17 protein-coding genes are annotated in these 18128 nt (G+C 75.9%); 7 read left to right on the forward strand and 10 right to left on the reverse strand.

Annotation, left to right across the window (positions count from 1 at the left end):
* Positions 1–7 precede the first annotated feature (7 nt).
* A complete protein-coding gene (locus ACZ6AQ_RS05145) occupies positions 8–391 on the reverse strand; it encodes a cold-shock protein (RefSeq protein WP_468757602.1) in 384 nt (127 codons plus the stop codon).
* Positions 392–526: 135 nt separating this feature from the next.
* Here ACZ6AQ_RS05145 and ACZ6AQ_RS05150 point away from each other — a divergent pair, with 135 nt between their 5' ends.
* Complete coding sequence (locus tag ACZ6AQ_RS05150; RefSeq protein ID WP_468757604.1) at positions 527–805, forward strand: hypothetical protein; 279 nt, start codon at positions 527–529, stop codon at positions 803–805.
* Here ACZ6AQ_RS05150 and ACZ6AQ_RS05155 read toward each other — a convergent pair.
* Together ACZ6AQ_RS05155 and ACZ6AQ_RS05160 are read right to left on the reverse strand one after the other, a co-directional pair.
* Positions 793–1440, reverse strand: coding sequence for an HAD family hydrolase (locus tag ACZ6AQ_RS05155; RefSeq protein ID WP_468757606.1), 648 nt, complete (start codon positions 1438–1440; stop codon positions 793–795). The two genes, ACZ6AQ_RS05150 and ACZ6AQ_RS05155, sit on opposite strands and share 13 nt — an antisense overlap.
* A 339-nt stretch (positions 1441–1779) precedes the next feature.
* The gene (locus tag ACZ6AQ_RS05160) at positions 1780–2898 is read right to left on the reverse strand and encodes a hypothetical protein (protein ID WP_468757608.1); all 1119 of its coding nucleotides are present in this window, start codon (positions 2896–2898) and stop codon (positions 1780–1782) included.
* A gap of 72 nt (positions 2899–2970) precedes the next feature.
* Here ACZ6AQ_RS05160 and ACZ6AQ_RS05165 point away from each other — a divergent pair, with 72 nt between their 5' ends.
* Positions 2971–5529, forward strand: a complete 2559-nt coding sequence (locus tag ACZ6AQ_RS05165) for a helicase-associated domain-containing protein (protein WP_468757610.1) — start codon at positions 2971–2973, stop codon at positions 5527–5529.
* Between the two features lie 61 nt (positions 5530–5590).
* Here ACZ6AQ_RS05165 and ACZ6AQ_RS05170 read toward each other — a convergent pair whose 3' ends face one another.
* Positions 5591–6169, reverse strand: coding sequence for a Uma2 family endonuclease (locus tag ACZ6AQ_RS05170; RefSeq protein WP_468757612.1), 579 nt, complete (start codon positions 6167–6169; stop codon positions 5591–5593).
* A gap of 128 nt (positions 6170–6297) precedes the next feature.
* Between ACZ6AQ_RS05170 and ACZ6AQ_RS05175 the strand changes: the two genes are divergently transcribed.
* Entirely contained in the window at positions 6298–7938 is a 1641-nt protein-coding gene (locus tag ACZ6AQ_RS05175; RefSeq protein ID WP_388688523.1) for a DNA repair helicase XPB, read from the forward strand.
* Between the two features lie 11 nt (positions 7939–7949).
* Here the strand turns inward: ACZ6AQ_RS05175 and ACZ6AQ_RS05180 are convergent, their stop codons facing one another.
* Together ACZ6AQ_RS05180 and ACZ6AQ_RS05185 are read right to left on the reverse strand one after the other, a co-directional pair.
* The gene (locus ACZ6AQ_RS05180) at positions 7950–8300 is read right to left on the reverse strand and encodes a hypothetical protein (protein ID WP_468757614.1); all 351 of its coding nucleotides are present in this window, start codon (positions 8298–8300) and stop codon (positions 7950–7952) included.
* A 70-nt stretch (positions 8301–8370) separates the two neighbouring features.
* The gene (locus ACZ6AQ_RS05185; RefSeq protein ID WP_468757615.1) at positions 8371–8559 is read right to left on the reverse strand and encodes a hypothetical protein; all 189 of its coding nucleotides are present in this window, start codon (positions 8557–8559) and stop codon (positions 8371–8373) included.
* A gap of 428 nt (positions 8560–8987) precedes the next feature.
* On the opposite strand from ACZ6AQ_RS05185, the gene ACZ6AQ_RS05190 reads away from it, so the two are divergent.
* Together ACZ6AQ_RS05190 and ACZ6AQ_RS05195 are read left to right on the forward strand one after the other, a co-directional pair.
* The gene (locus ACZ6AQ_RS05190; RefSeq protein WP_468757617.1) at positions 8988–11048 is read left to right on the forward strand and encodes a HelD family protein; all 2061 of its coding nucleotides are present in this window, start codon (positions 8988–8990) and stop codon (positions 11046–11048) included.
* On the forward strand, positions 11045–11464 hold the full coding sequence (locus tag ACZ6AQ_RS05195) for a VOC family protein (RefSeq protein WP_468757619.1): 420 nt from the start codon (positions 11045–11047) through the stop codon (positions 11462–11464). Before ACZ6AQ_RS05190 ends, ACZ6AQ_RS05195 begins: the two co-directional genes overlap by 4 nt.
* A 204-nt stretch (positions 11465–11668) precedes the next feature.
* Here ACZ6AQ_RS05195 and ACZ6AQ_RS05200 read toward each other — a convergent pair whose 3' ends face one another.
* The 4 genes from ACZ6AQ_RS05200 to ACZ6AQ_RS05215 form a co-directional block, all read right to left on the reverse strand.
* Positions 11669–12103: a DUF6892 domain-containing protein gene (locus ACZ6AQ_RS05200; protein WP_468757621.1), complete on the reverse strand. Its 435-nt coding sequence runs from the start codon at positions 12101–12103 to the stop codon at positions 11669–11671.
* 88 nt (positions 12104–12191) lie between these two features.
* Positions 12192–13100, reverse strand: coding sequence for an aminoglycoside phosphotransferase family protein (locus tag ACZ6AQ_RS05205; RefSeq protein ID WP_468757623.1), 909 nt, complete (start codon positions 13098–13100; stop codon positions 12192–12194).
* Between the two features lie 310 nt (positions 13101–13410).
* The gene (locus ACZ6AQ_RS05210; RefSeq protein ID WP_468757625.1) at positions 13411–14121 is read right to left on the reverse strand and encodes a copper homeostasis protein CutC; all 711 of its coding nucleotides are present in this window, start codon (positions 14119–14121) and stop codon (positions 13411–13413) included.
* Positions 14122–14172: 51 nt separating this feature from the next.
* Positions 14173–15135, reverse strand: a complete 963-nt coding sequence (locus ACZ6AQ_RS05215; RefSeq protein ID WP_468757627.1) for a hypothetical protein — start codon at positions 15133–15135, stop codon at positions 14173–14175.
* Between the two features lie 196 nt (positions 15136–15331).
* Between ACZ6AQ_RS05215 and ACZ6AQ_RS05220 the strand changes: the two genes are divergently transcribed.
* Together ACZ6AQ_RS05220 and ACZ6AQ_RS05225 are read left to right on the forward strand one after the other, a co-directional pair.
* Positions 15332–15619 carry a heavy-metal-associated domain-containing protein gene (locus tag ACZ6AQ_RS05220; RefSeq protein WP_468757628.1) on the forward strand — a complete coding sequence of 96 codons (288 nt, stop codon included), beginning with the start codon at positions 15332–15334 and terminating at the stop codon, positions 15617–15619.
* Positions 15620–15790: 171 nt separating this feature from the next.
* Entirely contained in the window at positions 15791–18058 is a 2268-nt protein-coding gene (locus ACZ6AQ_RS05225; RefSeq protein WP_468757630.1) for a heavy metal translocating P-type ATPase, read from the forward strand.
* Positions 18059–18128: the final 70 nt, after the last annotated feature.

An 18128-nucleotide genomic window follows, 5' to 3' on the forward strand; every position in this document is an offset into this window, starting at 1 on the left:
GATCCGGCTACACGTCGAGCTGGTCCGCGACCGCCCGCAGCAGCCCGGCGATCTTCTTGCCCTGGGTCTTCTCCGGGTAGCGGCCCCGCTCCAGCATCGGCGTGATGTTCTCCAGGAGCGTCGTCAGGTCCTGCACGATGGACGCGAGTTCGTCCGGCTTGCGGCGCTGCGCGGCGGCGACGGACGGGGTGGGGTCGAGGACCACGACGGACAGCGCCTGGTCGCCGCGCTGGCCCGCGACGACGCCGAACTCGACCCGCTGCCCCGGCTTCAGCGCCTCGGTCCCGGCAGGGAGCACCGACGAGTGGACGAAGACGTCACCGCCGTCGTCGCGGGAGAGGAAGCCGAAGCCCTTCTCGCTGTTGAACCATTTCACCTTGCCGGTAGGCACGTCCGTCCTCGTCCTCGTCGATGGGGATGGCAAACGGCGGGCCGACCGACCCGCCGCCACCAAGGCTAATGCTCCGGGGGCCGGTGACAAGACGTCGCCGGTGTGTTCCTCCGGCCCGGGAACTACCCTGGCCGGATGCGCAGTGAAACCCCCGCCGCGCCGGTGGACGACAGCGTTCCCGGTGACGGTCTCGTCAAGGCCGGTGTGATCCTCTTCGCGATCGGCGCGGTCGCGACGCTGGTCACCGTGGCCCCGCTGTTCCTCGGGACGGACCCGTTCCCCACCGTCGCGTACACCGTCTCCATGCTGATGGGAGTCGGTTTCCTCGTCGCGGGCGCCGGACTGATGCGGTCGATCGCGGCCCAGCGCCGCCGGGACAGGGCCGGCGCGGACACCCCCGCTCAGGCCCGGTAGCCCTCCCACCAGGCACGGAAGTCCGTCAGGTCCGTCAGGACCACGTCCGCGCCGGCCTCCCGCAGTTCCTCGGCGGAGCAGGGCCCGGTCGCCACGGCCACCGAGAGGGCGCCCGCCGCCGCGGCGCCCCGGACGTCTCCGGTGTGGTCCCCCACGTACACGCGGGCGCCGTGGGCGCGCAGGGCCTCCGCCTTGCCCTCGGCCCACAGGCCGCCGACGAGCTCGTCGGGCTCCATGCCGAGGTGCTTCATGTGCAGCGCGGCGTGCGGGCCGTTCTTCGCGGTGACGACGAGCGTCCGGCCGTCCGTCTCGTGGACGGCCCGGAGCGCGTCCCTGGCGCCCGGCATCGGGACGGTGGGCCCGATCGCGTGGCGCGGGTAGAGCGACCGGTAGCGGGCCGCCATCTCCGGGACGCGCTCCTGGGGGAACCAGTACGCCAGCTCGTGTTCGAGCGGCGGCCCGAGGCGGGTCACGGCGAGGTCGGCGTCGATCGCGACGCCGACCTCGGCCGCGAACGCCTCGTAGGTGGCCTTGATGCCGGGCCGGGTGTCGAGGAGGGTCAGATCGAGGTCGAACCCGACGGTGAGGGGCGCGTCGGGGCCGCCGGGGGTGCGGGCGGTGTTCGGGGAGGTCATGTCCCCATTCTCGGCGGGTGCGCGAGCGGGCGGACGGATCGGGTGGACGGGTCGGGTGGACGGGACCGCGCGCCGGGCCGGGGTTCCCGGAGCGCACGGGTCGGGTCGGGTCGGGGTCGTCCGTACCCGTACGGGTCGGAGCGGGTCGGGGTCGTCCGTACGGGCCGGGCGGGTCGGGGGCATCCGTACCCGTATGGGCCAGGGCGTACGGGTCCGGGCTGCCCCCACCCGCATGGGTCGGGGCGGGCGCCCCGGGCTGTCCCCACCCGCATGGGTCGGGGCGGGCGCCCCGGGCTGTCCCCACCCGTACGGGTCGGGGCGGGCGCCCCGGGGGCGGGCTCAGCGTCTGCGGGCGCGCCACAGCAGGAACAGGGCCGAGGCGACCGCCGCGCCCCTCAGGACCCACGGCCAGGTCTCGGAGACCGCCGCGCCCATCGCCTCTCCGCCCGCGCCCACCGGGGCTCCCCAGCGGCCCTCGACGCGGCCCCACAGCCAGACGATCCCGGACGCGGCGGAGAGGCCGGGGATCACCAGGACGGCCGCCTTCGACTCGCCGGGGGTCAGCCGGCGGGAGGCGTGGGCGAGGAGCCAGCCCGCGGCCAGGGCGACGAGCGAGCCGAAGACGGCGCCCCCGAGGAGCAGGAGCGCGGCCGGCAGCACGAAGGAGCCGGCGAAGCGGGGGCGGGCCGGTGCCACCGGCTCCGCCGCCGGGGCGGGTTCCGGGGTCCCGGCCCGGCGCCGGCGGAGCAGCCGGGCGAACGGGCGGCGCTTCCCCGGGGCCGGGTCGCCGGCCTCGTCCCCGGCCTCCTCCTCGTCCTCGTCCTCCGGGGGCTCGGGCGGCCCGAAGAGGTCCGGGCGCTCGACCCCGCCGACGAAGCCGGGGACGCCCGCGGCCTCCTCCTCCGCCCGCCACCAGTCGGGCTCCCCCGGCCCGTCGAGGGCGGCGCCGCCCACGCCCCCGGGGAACAGGGGGCCGCCGGGGTCCGACGCGCCGGGGCGCGGTGCCGGGATTCCGGACCTTCCCGGCCTTCCGGGCCTTCCGGGACCGGACCCGGCCGGGCCGCCCGCCCCGGAGCCGCCCCGGGCGCCGGAGCCGGACGGGGCACCGCCGGAGCCTCCCCCACGGCCCCCCTCCCCCCTGCGGGACGGCTTCCCCGTACGGGGCCCCGGCGCCGGCCCCCGTACGTCCTCCGGGCCCCGCGCCGCCGCCGGGTTCCCCCCGCTCCCCCGCTCCGGGGCCGCCCGGTCCACCACCTCGTCCGGGCTGCCCAGGTCGCCGAGGATGCCGCGCACCGCCGCCGGGTCCTCCTCGCCGCGGGTGGCGCGCCGCCGGTCGATCTCGTTCCGGAGCGTCGACACCAGCCGCGCGCGGTCGCCCGCCGGCAGGTGCCGCCGCTGTGCCAGGTCGCCGACCCGGCTCAGATAGTCGTCGACCAACCGGTCGCTCTCGATCCCCACGGTGTCCCTCCACGGCCGGTTCGCCCGGTACGGCCCGACGTTAGCGCCTGAACAGCGGCTAACGTGGGGCGGATGGGGATCGGTGAGCACGACCGGGAGGCGCACGTGCCCGAGGGAACTGGTGCCGTCACGGCGCCCCGCACGCTCGCGGAGGCGCTGCGCGCGCGGGGCGACGAAGGGCTCGCCGCACTGCTGCGCGCCCGCCCCGACCTGCTGAATCCCGTACCGAACGACCTGACGCAGCTGGCGACCCGGGCCGGGACGCGGGGGTCGGTGGTGCGGGCCCTGGAGCGGCTCGACCGGTTCGCCCTCCAGACCGCCGAGGCGCTCGCCGTCGCACCGGACCCGGCCCCGTACCCCGTGCTCCTGGCCCTGCTCACCGGCGACGAGGGCGACCCGGTGATCGAGGCGGCGCTGCCGGACGCGGTGGCGCTGCTGCGCGAACAGGCCCTGGTGTGGGGCGAGGACGACCGGCTGCGGCTCGTACGGACCGCGCGGGAGCTGCTGGCGCCGTCGCCGCAGCACCCGTCGCCGACCGGGCTCGGGCCCACGGTGGGCGAGGCGACGGCCGGGATGTCGCCGGGCCGGGTGCAGGAGATCCTGACGGCGGCCGGGCTCGCCCCGACGCACGACCCGGTGTCGGCGGTGGCGGCGCTGACCGGGCTCTTCACCGACCGGGACCGGATGGGCGCGCTCCTCGACGAGGCGTCGCCGGAGGCGCTGGCCGTCCTGGACCGGCTCGTGTGGGGCCCGCCGTACGGCGAGGTGACGGCGAACCCGACTCCCCCGGTGCGCTGGCTGCGCGACCGGGGCCTGCTGCTCCCGGTGTCGGAGCGGACGCTGGTGCTGCCGCGCGAGGTGGCGCTGCACCTGCGGGGCGGGCGGGCGCACCGGACCCCGGAGCCGGTGGCGCCCGAGGTGCGCGTCCTGCGCGAGCACCGCCCCGAGGCGGTGGACGGCGCGGCCGCCGGACAGGCGCACGCGGCGCTCGCGACCGTCGAGGAACTGCTGAAGTCCTGGGACGGGGGCGGCCCGCAGGTGCTGCGGGCGGGCGGCCTCTCGGTGCGGGACCTGCGGCGGACGGCCACCGCCCTGGACGTGACGGAGCAGGCCGCGGCGTTCTGGCTGGAGCTCGCCCACGGGGCGGGGCTGCTCGCGTCGGACGGCGAGGCGGACGAGCGGTACGCGCCGACGCCCGCCTACGACCACTGGCTGGACCTGCCGCCCGCCGAGCGCTGGACCCGGCTCGTCACGCCCTGGCTCGCCGCGACCCGCACACCGGGGCTGGTGGGCGGGCAGGACGCCAAGGGCCGTACGCTCGCCGCGCTCGGCCCGGACCTGGACCGGTCGGCCGCGCCCGAGGTGCGGCACCGGGTCCTCCACCTCCTGGCGACGCTTCCGCCGGGGGCCGCCGCCGACCCGGAGACGCTGTTCGCCCGGCTCCGCTGGGAGCACCCGTCCCGGGGCGGGGCGGCGCGGTCGGGGACGCGGGGGCCCTCGACCGGGCCGGAGGCCGGCCTCCCCGGCGACCTGCGGTCCCGGCTCGCGCGCTGGACGCTCGCCGAGGCCGAACTCCTCGGGATCACCGGCCGGGGAGCCCTGGCGGGACCGGCCCGCGCCCTGCTCAACCTGCCGCTGGCCGGGGCCGCGTCGCCCACCGACCCGGGCGGCGGGGTCGAGGAGGCGGTGGCCGCCGGGCGGGCGGCGGAGCTGCTCGCGCCGCTGCTGCCCGAGGCCGTCGACCACGTCCTGCTCCAGGCCGACCTGACGGCCGTCGCGCCCGGCCCGCTGCGGCGGCCGCTGGCCGAGGCGCTCGCGGTCCTCGCGGACGTGGAGTCGAAGGGCGGCGCGACGGTCTACCGGTTCACCCCCGGTTCCGTACGGCGGGCGCTCGACGCCGGGCAGACCGCGTCCGACCTGCACGCCTTCCTCGCCGCGCACTCCCGCACGCCGGTGCCGCAGCCGCTCGCGTACCTGGTGGACGACGTGGCCCGGCGCCACGGGCACCTGCGGGTGGGGGCGGCGTCCGCGTACGTGCGCTGCGACGACGACACCGTGCTGGGCGAGATCCTGGCCGACCGGCGCTCCGCCGCCCTGGACCTGCGGCGCCTCGCGCCGACCGTGCTCGCCGCGCGGACGGACCCGGCGACGCTGCTCGACGGGTTGCGGTCGATGGGGTACGCCCCGGCGGCCGAGTCCGCCGAGGGCGACGTCCTGGTGACCCGCGCCGACGCCCACCGCACGCCCGCCCGGACGGCCCCCGTGCCCGTGCCGGACGGCCCGCCCGCCCCCGACGACGCGCTCCTGGGCGCGGCGGTGCGGGCGATCCGGGCCGGTGACCGGGCGGCGACGGCGGTGCGCGGGGGTCCGGCGGCCCCGGCGCCCGCCGGGTCCCTCCCCCGCACCTCCGCCGCCGAGACCCTGGCGACCGTCCAGGCCGCCGTGATGACCGGCTCGGCGGTCTGGATCGGCTACGTCAACGCGGACGGCGCGGCGAGCCAGCGCGTGATCGCCCCGGTCCGCGTGGAGGGCGGTTTCGTGACGGGCTACGACCACACGGCCGACGAGGTCCGCACGTACCCCCTGCACCGGATCACGGGCGTGGCGGAACTGGCGGACGACCAGGTGTGAGCGGGGCCGGGCCCGGCCCGGGGTTGACGGTGTCGGGGGCGTCCCGGCCCCGGGGCGGGCGTCAGCGGCGCGGGGCCACCAGCGCGCCGGGGTCGAGCTTCAGCGGGAACGGCTCCTCCACGGCCGTCTCGCGCCCGGCCTCGGCGACGAGCCGCTCCACGTAGTGACCGTCCCGCAGCTCGGATACGACGAGGGCGGGCACGGGCTCCAGTTCGAGGCGCCACAGGTGCTCGATGCCGGCCTCCGCGTAGTACGGCGGCTTGAGCAACCGGTCCGTGCGGCGGCCGGAGGACGACGGCGAGACGATCTCGACGACGAGGAGCACGGCGTCGGCGTCGCACGTCACCGGGTTCTCGGCGGCGGCCGCGGCCTCCACGACGACGAGGTCGGGGACGAAGAGCCCGTCGGGCAGGACAACGTTGACGGCTTCCAGCACCTCGGCGGAGACGCCGGCCGCCTGGACGGCGGAGTCGAGCAGACTCCACAGCCGGGACGACGCCCGCTGGTGCATGATTCCCGGAGCCGGTGACATCAGGAGTGCTTCCCCCATCAATTCGCGACGCTCACCACGGTCCTCCCCCAGAGCCAGCACCTCTTCTCTCGTCCAAGGCCCGTCATGCGGATCGTGAGCCACGCTCATCTCCCGTCACCTCCCTCGCGCGGAAACCGGTGCCCCCAGTGTGGCAGCCCCTGCCGACAAAGGCCCCGCATCAGGCAGACTGGAGGATTGGCCGTCGCCGGAGCGGCCCGGGAAGGACCTGATCACGCGTGAACGGACCGCTCATCGTCCAGAGTGACAAGACGCTGCTCCTGGAGGTCGACCACGAGCTGGCCGACGCCTGCCGCCGGGCCATCGCGCCCTTCGCGGAGCTGGAGCGGGCGCCCGAGCACATCCACACGTACCGGGTGACGCCGCTCGGACTGTGGAACGCGCGGGCCGCCGGGCACGACGCCGAGCAGGTCGTGGACGCGCTCGTGGAGTACTCGCGCTACCCCGTGCCGCACGCCCTGCTGGTGGACGTGGCCGAGACCATGGACCGGTACGGGCGGCTCACCCTCTCCAAGCACCCCACCCACGGGCTGGTGCTGACCACCACCGACCGGCCCGTCCTGGAGGAGATCCTCCGGTCCAAGAAGGTGCAGCCGCTGGTCGGGGAGCGGATCGACCCGGACACCGTGGCCGTGCACCCCTCCGAGCGCGGGCAGATCAAGCAGACCCTCCTGAAGCTGGGCTGGCCGGCCGAGGACCTCGCCGGGTACGTGGACGGGGAGGCGCACCGGATCGACCTCGCCGAGGACGGCTGGAGCCTGCGCCCGTACCAGAAGCAGGCCGTGGAGGGCTTCTGGCACGGCGGTTCCGGGGTCGTCGTGCTGCCGTGCGGCGCGGGCAAGACGCTGGTCGGCGCCGGGGCGATGGCGGAGGCGAAGGCCACGACGCTGATCCTGGTGACGAACACCGTCTCCGCCCGCCAGTGGAAGCACGAGCTGGTGAAGCGGACCTCGCTGACCGAGGACGAGATCGGCGAGTACTCCGGCACGAGGAAGGAGATCCGGCCGGTCACCATCGCCACGTACCAGGTGCTCACGACCCGCCGGAAGGGCGTCTACCCGCACCTGGAGCTGTTCGACTCGCGGGACTGGGGCCTCATCGTCTACGACGAGGTGCACCTGCTGCCCGCGCCCGTCTTCAAGTTCACCGCCGACCTCCAGGCCCGGCGGCGGCTCGGGCTGACCGCGACCCTCGTGCGCGAGGACGGGCGCGAGTCGGACGTGTTCTCGCTGATCGGGCCGAAGCGGTTCGACGCGCCGTGGAAGGAGATCGAGGCGCAGGGGTACATCGCGCCCGCCGACTGCGTCGAGGTCCGGGTGAACCTGACCGACTCGGAACGGCTCGCGTACGCGACGGCCGAACCGGAGGAGAAGTACCGCTTCTGCGCGACGACGGCGACGAAGCGGAAGGTGACGGAGGCACTGGTGCGGAAGTTCGCCGGGCAGCAGATCCTCGTCATCGGCCAGTACATCGACCAGCTCGACGAGCTGGGCGAGCACCTCGACGCGCCGGTCATCAAGGGCGAGACGCCGAACAAGGAGCGGGAGCGGCTCTTCGACGCGTTCCGCACCGGCGAGATCAGCGTGCTCGTGGTGTCGAAGGTCGCGAACTTCTCGATCGACCTGCCGGAGGCGACGGTCGCCATCCAGGTGTCGGGCACCTTCGGGTCCCGGCAGGAGGAGGCGCAGCGCCTCGGCCGGGTGCTGCGGCCGAAGGCCGACGGCCACCAGGCGCACTTCTACTCGGTGGTCGCCCGGGACACCATCGACCAGGACTTCGCGGCGCACCGGCAGCGGTTCCTGGCGGAGCAGGGCTACGCGTACCGGATCGTGGACGCGGACGAGCTGCTGGCGCCGTAGGCGCCCGCAGCTCAGTCCAGGGCGGCGAGGAGCGGGCCGGCGAGTGCCAGGGCGTGCTGGGCGGCGACGAGGGCGCGGCGGGGTGCGGCGAGGGCCGCCGCGCCCGCGAGGCAGCCGAGGGCCAGGGCCCAGAAGCCGGCCGTGAGGAACCCGCCGCCCACGCCGTCGCCGTCGACGGCGTCGACGAGTCCGAAGGCGGCGGTGAGCACCAGGCACCCGGCGAGGAGGAGGAACCCGCAGAACGCGAGGACGCGCGGGGCGCGGGCGCCGGGCGCGGTGGGGCCGGTGGGCGCGGTCGGGCCGGTCTGCACGGTCGGGCCGGTCGGGCCGGTGGGGTCGGTGGGGTCGGTCGGCGTCGTCATGCCCCGATCCCACCGGGGCGGGCGGGGGCAGTGGCAGGCGTCGCGGTACTCAGCCGGGCGGTGCGCGTACTCAGGCGGAAGCGCGTTCGGGCACGTACCTCGGGCGGGGATCGCGCACCCCCGCCTCCGGCGGGCCGTAGTCGCCGAGGAGGACGACCCCGGCCGCCGCGCCGCCGAAGGCACGCAGGGCGCGCAGGGCGAGGCCGGGGCGGCGGGTGCGGGAAGCGGCGGTCACGAGGGGGAAGGCGGTCGCGGACATGTCTCCATGGTGGAATCCGGGCACGCCGCGCACGTCGCCCTGAGGGGTGAACCGGAGACGGGCCGGGGTGGGACGTGAGGGCTACGCCGTCCCCTACGGGATGTACGCCGGGCCCTTGCGGGACGCGCCCGCCGGGCCTCGCGGGGCCGTACGCCGGACCCTTGCGGGACGCGCCCCCGCCGGGCCTCGCCCGGAGCCGTGCGCGGAACCCGTACGGGACACGCGCCGGACCTCGCGCGGGCCGTACCCGGAACCCGTACGGGACGCCCGTACGGGACGCCCGTACCGGCGGAAAAGCCGTTCGCCCCCGGCCCTCCCCAGGGTCTACACTCGCCAGCTTCCCCGCCTCCCTCCGTGGAGCGCCGCCGTCCGGTCGGAAACCGGCGGCCACTTCGCCGTGTCCGCGCGTCCGCCCCGGAGGCTCCACCGTGTCCGCACCCGACCTCGATCCCGACCCCGACCAGCGGCCGTCCGCCGGCGATCCGCTCGCGCGCGAGCGCGCCCATCTGGCCGCCTCCCGCGCCGCCCTGCGCGCGATGCGCGAGGACGTGCAGGCGCTGGACATCAAGGACGTCACCGCGAACTGGGTCAACGCGGCCGTCCTGGAGCGGCAGATCGAGGACCGGATCAAGGCGCTCGCCGACCTCTCCGGGACCCCGCTCTTCTTCGGGCGCCTCGACTACCTGCACACCACGCAGGAAGGACAGCGGTTCTACATCGGGCGGCGGCACGTCCACGACGCCGCCGGCGACCCGATGGTGATCGACTGGCGCGCCCCGGTGTCGCAGCCGTTCTACCGGGCGTCCCGGAAGGACCCGCAGGACGTGGGGTTGCGGCGCCGCTTCGGGTACACGGGTGGCGAGCTGACCGCGTACGAGGACGAGCACCTGTCCGACCCGGAGGAGCTGGAGCGGACGAGCCGGCTGCTCCAGGCGGAGATCGAGCGGCCGCGCGTGGGCCCCATGCGGGACATCGTGGCGACGATCCAGCCCGAGCAGGACGAGATCGTCCGGTCCGGCCTCTCGGGTTCGGTGTGCGTGCAGGGGGGACCCGGGACCGGCAAGACGGCCGTGGGCCTGCACCGCGTCGCGTACCTCCTCTACGCGCACCGGGAGCGGCTCGCCCGCACCGGCACCCTGGTCGTCGGGCCGAACCGTTCCTTCCTCCACTACATCGAGCAGGTGCTGCCCGCCCTGGGCGAACTGGAGGTGAAGCAGGCGACGGTGGACGACCTCGTGGCGCACGTGGAGGTGCGGGGGACGGACACGGCGGCGACGGCGGTCGTGAAGGGCGACGCCCGGATGGCGGAGGTGCTGCGGCGGGCGGTCCGCTCGCACGTGACGCTGCCGGAGGAGCCCCTGACGGTGGTGCGCGGCTCGCGCCGCTGGCGGGTCCCCGCGTACGAACTGCAGGAGATCGTACGAGAGTTGCTGGACCGCGACATCCGGTACGGGGCGGCCCGCGAGGCCCTTCCGCAGCGGGTCGCGCACGCCGTGCTCGTACGGATGGAACAGGCGGGCGAGGCGCCGGACGACCGGGTGCAGAACGCGGTCGCGCGGAATCCGGCGGTGAAGGCGTTCGTGAAGGCGTGCTGGCCGCCGGTGGACCCGGCGAAGCTGGTGCTGCGTCTCCTCGGCGATGCGGAGTTCCTGGCCGCGCACGCGGAGGGGCTGCTCACGGAGGACGAGCGGAAGCTGCTGCTGTGGGAGAAGCCGGCCCGGAGCGTGCGGACGGCGACGTGGTCGGCGGCGGACGCGGTGCTCGTGGACGAGGTGAAGGACCTGGTGGAACGGACGCACTCGCTCGGGCACGTGGTCCTGGACGAGGCGCAGGACCTGTCCCCCATGCAGTACCGGGCGGTGGGCCGCCGCTGCACGACCGGTTCGGCGACGGTCCTGGGCGACCTGGCGCAGGGGACGACGCCGTGGGCGACGGAGAGCTGGGCGCGGGCGCTCGGGCACCTGGGGAAGCCGGAGGCGGTGGTGGAGGAGCTGACGGCCGGTTTCCGCGTGCCGCGCGAGGTGATCGCGTACGCCTCGCGGCTGCTTCCGCACATGTCGCCGGGGCTCGCGGCGGTGGAGTCGGTCCGGGACAACCCGGGTTCGCTGGTGGTCCGGCGCACGGAGGACCTGGACGCGGACGTGGTCGCGGCCTGCGCCGAGGCGCTGGGCCACGAGGGCTCGACCGGCCTGATCGCCGCCGACGCGCGGATCGCGCCGCTCGCGGAGGCGCTGACGGCGGCCGGACTCCCGTACCTCTCCCCCGGCGAGGAGACGACGGCCGAGTCCCGGCTGACCCTGGTGCCGGCGTCGCTCGCGAAGGGCCTGGAGTACGACTACGTGGTCCTGGACGAACCGGCGGCGGTCGTGGACGGCGAACCCGACGAACGCACGGGCCTGCGGCGGCTGTACGTGGCGCTGACGCGTGCGGTGTCGGGGCTGACGGTGGTGCACGCGGCGCCGCTGCCCGGGCAGTTGGGCGAGCTGTGAGCGCGGGTGCCCCGCACCACGTCGAGGTGTGGGTGGGCGACCTGGAACGCGCCGAGGCGGACTTCGGCTGGCTGCTCGGCGCGCTCGGGTACGTGCCCTTCCAGCGGTGGGAGGGCGGCCGGAGCTGGGCCCTCGGCTCCTTCTACCTCGTGGTCGAGGCGTCCCCGGCCCGGACGTCGGACGTGCACGACCGGCTCCGGCCGGGCCTCAACCACCTGGCCTTCCACGCGGGTGACCGGGCCGCCGTCGACGCCCTGGCCGCCGAGGCCCCCGCGCACGGCTGGCGGTTGCTCTTCGCGGACCGGCATCCGTACGCGGGCGGCGAGGGGCACTACGCGGCGTACCTGGAGAACGCCGACGGTTTCGAGGTGGAACTGGTGGCCGACCCCCCGCCCCGTCCCGTGTGCGGCGGATGACTGTCCACGGCGGGGTGCCGGTGATGCGATCGGCGGTGACTTCACCCGGCCGGGGGTCCCCCGGCCTCCGCCCAGTACGCCACGTGGCAGCCGGGCACCCCCGCTGGGGGCCGACCGAAGAGGTCCGGGGGAAACGACCTGGTCCGGGGCGGGGAAGAGGGGTTCCCGGGCGGTCCGGGGGCGGCAAGCCCCCGGTGCCGGGGCTCAGTCGGTCTCGATGCCGCGCGCGGCGAAGACCTCCGCCGCGTTCGGCACGGCCAGGACGCCGTCCTCCACGAAGGTGACCTTCCGCAGGTGGGGCAGCAGGGCGAGGTCGTCGAGCGAGCGGACGTCGAACAGGTCGTCCTCGCCGTCCCAGGCGGGGGCGCAGTGCCGGAAGACCTCCGCCCCGGCGTCGAAGCACAGCTCCTCGACGCGGGCGAGCAGCTCGGCCGGGATCTCCAGGGCCTCGAAGTGGGCCCGGGACTCCGGCAGCACCTCCTCGTGGAGACCGTTCTCCAGGACGTGGGACGCCGGGTCGCCGATCCCCCGCGCGGCCAGCCGCGCGGGCAGGTCGTAGACCGGGAGGAGCGGCTCGGGGCCGTACATGAGCTCCTCGATGACGAGCAGCTTGAGGTTGAAGTCGCGGAACTGGCTCATGGGACAGGAGTACCACGGAGGTGTGACACGGGTCCGTCCCCGGCCGGGAGGAGGGCGGCGGCGGTCCGGAGCCGCCCTCCCCGGCCCGCTACGCCCATTCGGCCAGGGCCTGGGTCCAGGTCCTGCGGGCGACGGCGGCCAGGACGGGGTTCGGGACCGGGGCGGTGCCGGGGCCGGGGGCGCCGCCGTAGTAGTGGTCGGTGACGATCCCCCAGCACAGGGCCCAGCCCCGGCCGCGCGCCCAGGTGGCGTCGTCGACCTCGGACGCCTCCCGGAAGAGGGGGCGGGTCCCGGGGGTGAGGAGGCTCCAGGCGGCCATCATGTCGCAGGCCGGGTCCCCCGTGCCGAGGCCGCCGAAGTCGATGACGGCGTGCAGACGGCCGTCCCTGGTGAGGAGGTTGCCGGGGAGCAGGTCGGCGTGGACCCAGACGGGGGCGCCCCGCCACGGCGGGAGGCGCAGGACCGACTCCCACGCCTCCGTGACGGCGGCGGCGTCGAGCGTGCCGTCCGCGCCGAGGGCCTCGGTCGCCGGCTTCATGGCGCCCCGTTCCCAGTCGGTGACCGGGCCGCCCCGGAAGGACGCCGGGCCGCCGGTCGCGTCCACCGCGCGCAGGGAGACGCCGAAGCGGCCCAACGCGACGGCGGCGTGGGCGAGATCGGTGACCGGGGCGCGGTACGCGTCGTCCCCGTCGAGCCATCCGTACACCGACCAGGGCCGGTCGAACCCCTCCCCCGGCACGCCGTGTCCGACGGGCACGGGGACGGGCAGCGTCAGGTGCGGGGCGAGGCGCGGCAGCCAGTACCGCTCCTTCTCGGCGTGTCCCCCGGACCACTCGGCCTTCGGCAGGCGTACGGCGAGGTCGTCCCCGAGCCGGAACATGGCGTTGTCCGTCCCCGCCGAGTCCACGGCCCGCACGGGCAGGTGCGCCCACGCGGGGAACTGCGCGGCGATCAGGCGCTCGACGAGGGCGGCGTCGAGGGTGCGGGGAGCGGTCACGCGGGCGAGGCTAGCCGTCCGCGCGGGAGGCGGCGACACGTTTTCGCGCCCCTCCGCCACCGGTCGGGGATCGGGGCGCCCGCCCGTCGGGGCGAGGGCGTCGGGGCGAGGGCGTCGGGCGGGTGCGGGCCTCGTGGCCGATCGCGACGCGGAAGCCGGCGGAGCCGCGGGTCCCGGTCCCGCCGGGGGCGGCGCGGAAGCCGCCGGTCGCCCCGCGCGGCAGCGCCGTGCGCCGCGCGGTCCCGCCGGTCGCCGACCCACCGGTTCGAACGCGCCCGGCGGGACCGCGCGGCGCGGCGCCCCCCGCCCCTCAGTGCTCCGGGGTCGCGTCCACCGCCTCGCGCCACGTGCGGACCGCGTCCGCCGACACGGGGGCCGTCCAGCCCCCGGGGCGGGCCGCGCCGCCGATGTGGAAGGCGTCCAGGCCCGCCGCGCGGAGCCCGGGGAGGTGGTCGAGGCGCAGGCCGCCGCCGACGAGGATCCGGGCCTCGTAGCCGGGCTCACCCGTGCGGGCGGCCTCGGCCGCGAGGGTGGCGAGGCCGTCGTCCACGCCGGTGGGGGCGCCGGCCGTGAGGTAGGTGTCGAGGCCGGGCAGGCCGGCGAGCTCCTTGCGCAGCCGGTCGCGGTCGGCGGCGCGGTCGATCGCCCGGTGGAAGGTCCAGCGGCAGCCGTCGAGGACGGCGACCAGCCGCTCGACGGCCACCAGGTCCGGCTCGCCGTCGGGGGTGAGGAAGCCGAGGACGAACTCGTCCGCGCCGGCTTCCCGGAGGTCGGCGGCGCGCGTCACGAGGGCCTCGACGCCCTCCGGGCCGCCGGACGAGAACCCGTCGGCGAGGCGGAGCATCACGCGCAGCGGGATGTCGACGGCCGCGCGGACCGCGGCGAAGCCGGCCCCGGACGGGGTGAGCCCGTCCGCCGCCATGTCGGTGACGAGTTCGAGCCGGTCGGCGCCGCCGGACTGGGCGGCGACCGCGTCTTCCTCGTCGAGGGCGATCACCTCAAGGACTGCACGGTTGCTCATCGAGCCCATTCCTCCATGAATGACGGCTACAGGTCTAGTCCAATGTCCACCCTATCCGTGCGGGTGGCCCCCCGCATCGTGCCCGTCGCCACCCTCCGGGGAAACAACCGCCCCGGACGCGCCCGCCCGTACCGTGAAGGCCGCCGTCCGCACCTCGCCCCCGTGCCGGAAGTCGAGGAACAGGCGGTACGTGCCCGCGCTGGGCGCCGTCGCCGTGAAGGAGACGTCCGGGCCGGGGCCGCCCTCGTTCGGGTGGACGTGGAGGTAGGCGAGGTCGCCGTCGCGCAGGGCGACGAGGTGTCCGTACGCCCCGAGGTGGGGCTCCAGGTCGGTGACCGGCTTCCCGGCCCTGGTGACGGTGAACCGCAGCTCGCCGGGCTTTCCCGGGTCCAGGGTGCCGCCGAGCCGGACCCGGTAGCCGTCCACGGACACGGTGGGCGTGGCGGCGGGCAGCGGCTTCGGGGCGTACTCCCCCGGTACGGAGAGGTCGGCGCCGAGCGTGAGGGCCCCGGCGCCCGGCGCGGCGGGCCTGAAGTCCGCGAAGGCCCGGTAGGCGCCGGGAGCGGGCAGGTCGGCCTCCACGGTCCAGGTGCCGTCGGCGGCCTTCACCGGGTGCAGGTGGCGGAAGACGGTGAGGTCGCGCGAGGCGACGACGAAGTGCATCTCCTTCTCGTGCTCGGTGGCGAAGGCGGTGACCTTCCCGCCGGACGCGTCCCTGACGGAGAACCTCAGGACGCTCCTGCCGGGGGCGGGCGTCGGGGTCTCCAGGGCGAGGGTGTAGCCGCCGTCCGAGATCTGGAGCCCGCCGGGCGCGTCCGCGGCGGCACCCTCCTCGTGGCCCGCGTGCCCGCCGGCCGCCGGGTCCTTCGAGGGGGCCGGGGCGGTCGCGTGCGCGCCGTGCTCCGCCCGTTCCGGCCCGCCGAGGGGGCCGACGCCCCTGCCGACCCCGTACGCGGCCCCGAAGGTCGCGGCGAGCGCGGCGGCATAGGCAGTGATCCTCACACCGGTGTTCATGACTGCTCTCCCGTACGTGGGCGGCGCGGGCCGCCGTGCGGTGGCCCCTTCCATGCACGTCACGATACCCCCGGGGGGTACCAAGTCAAGTCGGCGCTCCCCCTTGCTTCCCATACGGCAGGGGGGTATACATGGAGTCGTGAGCGGATACCCCCCAAGGGTATGCGAGGACGTAGAATCGACCGAGGAGAAAGCCATGGGCTCCTGCTGCACCCCCGACCACAGCTGCTCGACCGGCGCGGACGGGGCGGGCGCCGTCGCGACCGCCGACGCCGCCACCACCGTCTACGCCGTCTCCGGCATGACCTGTGGCCACTGCGGGTCCGCGATCACGGCGGCCGTCGGCGCCCTGCCCGGCGTCCTCTCCGTGGACGTGGACGTCACCGGCGGCCGGGTGACCGTGACCACCGGCGGCGCGCCCGACGACGCCGCGGTCGCGGCGGCCGTCGACGAGGCGGGCTACGAACTGACCGGACGGGCCTGATCCGTCACCGGCCCACCGCCGGACCGGACCACCGGACCTGATCCCCGGCGGGCCCGGCGGCGGGCCCGGCCCGGCGGGCCCGCCCGCACCACCCCCGGCCACCGGGGCCCGCCCGTACCGCACCGGACGGGCCCCGGCCTCCGGCCCCGTACCCCACGAGGAGCAGACCTCATGACCACGACGACCTCCGGCACGGCCCGGGTCGAGCTCGCCATCGGCGGCATGACCTGCGCCTCCTGCGCGGCCCGCATCGAGAAGAAGCTCAACCGCATGGACGGGGTCGAGGCCACCGTCAACTACGCCACCGAGAAGGCGAAGGTCACCTTCGACGCGGACGCGGGCATCGGCGTCGCCGACCTCATCGCCACCGTCGAGGCCACCGGTTACACCGCCGCCGAGCCCGAACCCCCGGAGGACGAGACCGCCGGCGCGGGCCCCTCCGACGAGGAGAGGGCCGACGAGGAGCTGCGGCCCCTCAGGCAGCGGCTCGTGACCGCCGTCGTGCTCGCCGTCCCCGTCATCGCCATGGCGATGGTCCCGGCCCTCCAGTTCACGTACTGGCAGTGGCTGAGCCTCACGCTCGCCGCGCCGGTCGTCGTCTACGCCGCCTGGCCCTTCCACAAGGCCGCCTGGACCAACGCGAAGCACGGCGCGGCCACCATGGACACCCTGATCTCGGTCGGTACGGCCGCCGCGTTCCTGTGGTCGCTGTGGGCGCTGTTCTTCGGCACCGCCGGCACGCCCGGCATGACGCACCCCTTCGAGTTCACGATCGCCCGCTCCGACGGCGCCGGGAACATCTACCTGGAGGCCGCCGCCGGCGTCACCGCCTTCATCCTGGCGGGCCGGTACTTCGAGGCCCGCTCCAAGCGGAAGGCGGGCGCCGCGCTCAAGGCCCTGATGCAGCTCGGGGCCAAGGAGGTCACCGTCCTGAAGGACGGCCGGGAGGTCACCGTACCGACCGCCGGGCTCCGCGTCGGGGACCGCTTCCTGGTCCGCCCCGGCGAGAAGATCGCCACCGACGGCACCGTGGTCGAGGGCTCGTCCGCCGTGGACGCCTCCATGCTCACCGGCGAGTCCGTCCCGGTCGAGGTCAACGCCGGGGACGCCGTCACCGGCGCCACCCTGAACGCCGGCGGCCGGCTCGTCGTCGAGGCCACCCGCGTCGGCGCCGACACCCAGCTCGCCCGGATGGCGAAGCTGGTCGAGGACGCGCAGAACGGCAAGGCCGCCGCCCAGCGCCTCGCGGACCGGATCTCGGCCGTCTTCGTGCCGGTCGTCATCGCGCTCGCCCTCGGCACCCTCGGCTTCTGGCTCGGCACCGGACAGGGCCTCACCGCCGCGTTCACCGCCGCCGTCGCCGTCCTGATCATCGCCTGCCCCTGCGCCCTCGGCCTGGCCACCCCGACCGCCCTCATGGTCGGCACCGGCCGCGGCGCCCAGCTCGGCATCCTCATCAAGGGCCCCGAGGTCCTGGAGACCACCCGCAAGGTCGACACGATCGTCCTCGACAAGACCGGCACCGTCACCACCGGCCGGATGGCCCTCATCAAGGTCCACACCGCCGGGGACACCGACGAGACCGACGTCCTGCGCCTCGCCGGCGCCCTGGAGCACTCCTCCGAGCACCCCGTCGCACGGGCCGTCGCCACCGGCGCCGCCGCCAGGGTCGGCACCCTGCCCGCCCCCGAGGACTTCGCCAACGTCCCCGGCCTCGGCGTCCAGGGCGTCGTCGAGGGCCACGCCGTCCTCGTCGGCCGGGAGAAGCTGCTCCAGGAGTGGGCGATGGAACTGCCCGCCGGCCTCAAGTCCGCCAAGGACGAGGCCGAGAAGGCCGGCAGGACGGCCATCGCGGTCGCCTGGGACGGCAAGGCCCGCGCGGTCCTGGAGGTCGCCGACGCCGTGAAGGAGACCAGCGCCGAGGCGATCCGGCGACTGCGTGGGCTCGGCCTCACCCCGATCCTGCTCACCGGCGACAACCGGGCGGTCGCGGAGGCCGTCGCCGCCGAGGTCGGCATCGACGAGGTGATCGCGGAGGTCATGCCGCAGGACAAGGTCGACGTCGTCAAGCGCCTCCAGGGCGAGGGCCGTTCGGTCGCCATGGTCGGCGACGGCGTGAACGACGCCGCCGCGCTCGCCCAGGCCGATCTGGGCCTGGCGATGGGCACCGGCACGGACGCCGCGATCGAGGCCGGCGACCTGACCCTGGTCCGGGGCGACCTGCGGACGGCGGCCGACGCCATCCGGCTCTCCCGCAGGACGCTCGGCACGATCCGCTCGAACCTCTTCTGGGCCTTCGCCTACAACGTGGCGGCCCTGCCGCTCGCCGCGGCCGGGCTGCTCAACCCGATGATCGCGGGCGCCGCCATGGCCTTCTCCTCGGTCTTCGTGGTCGGCAACAGCCTGCGGCTGCGGGGCTTCAAGGCGGCCGACGGCTGAGCGGACCGACGCACGGGGCCGGGGCCCGTCCGACAGCGGACGGGCCCCGGCCTTCGGTCGTGCGGCGCGT

It is taken from the genome of Streptomyces sp. NPDC041191 (assembly GCF_055591945.1).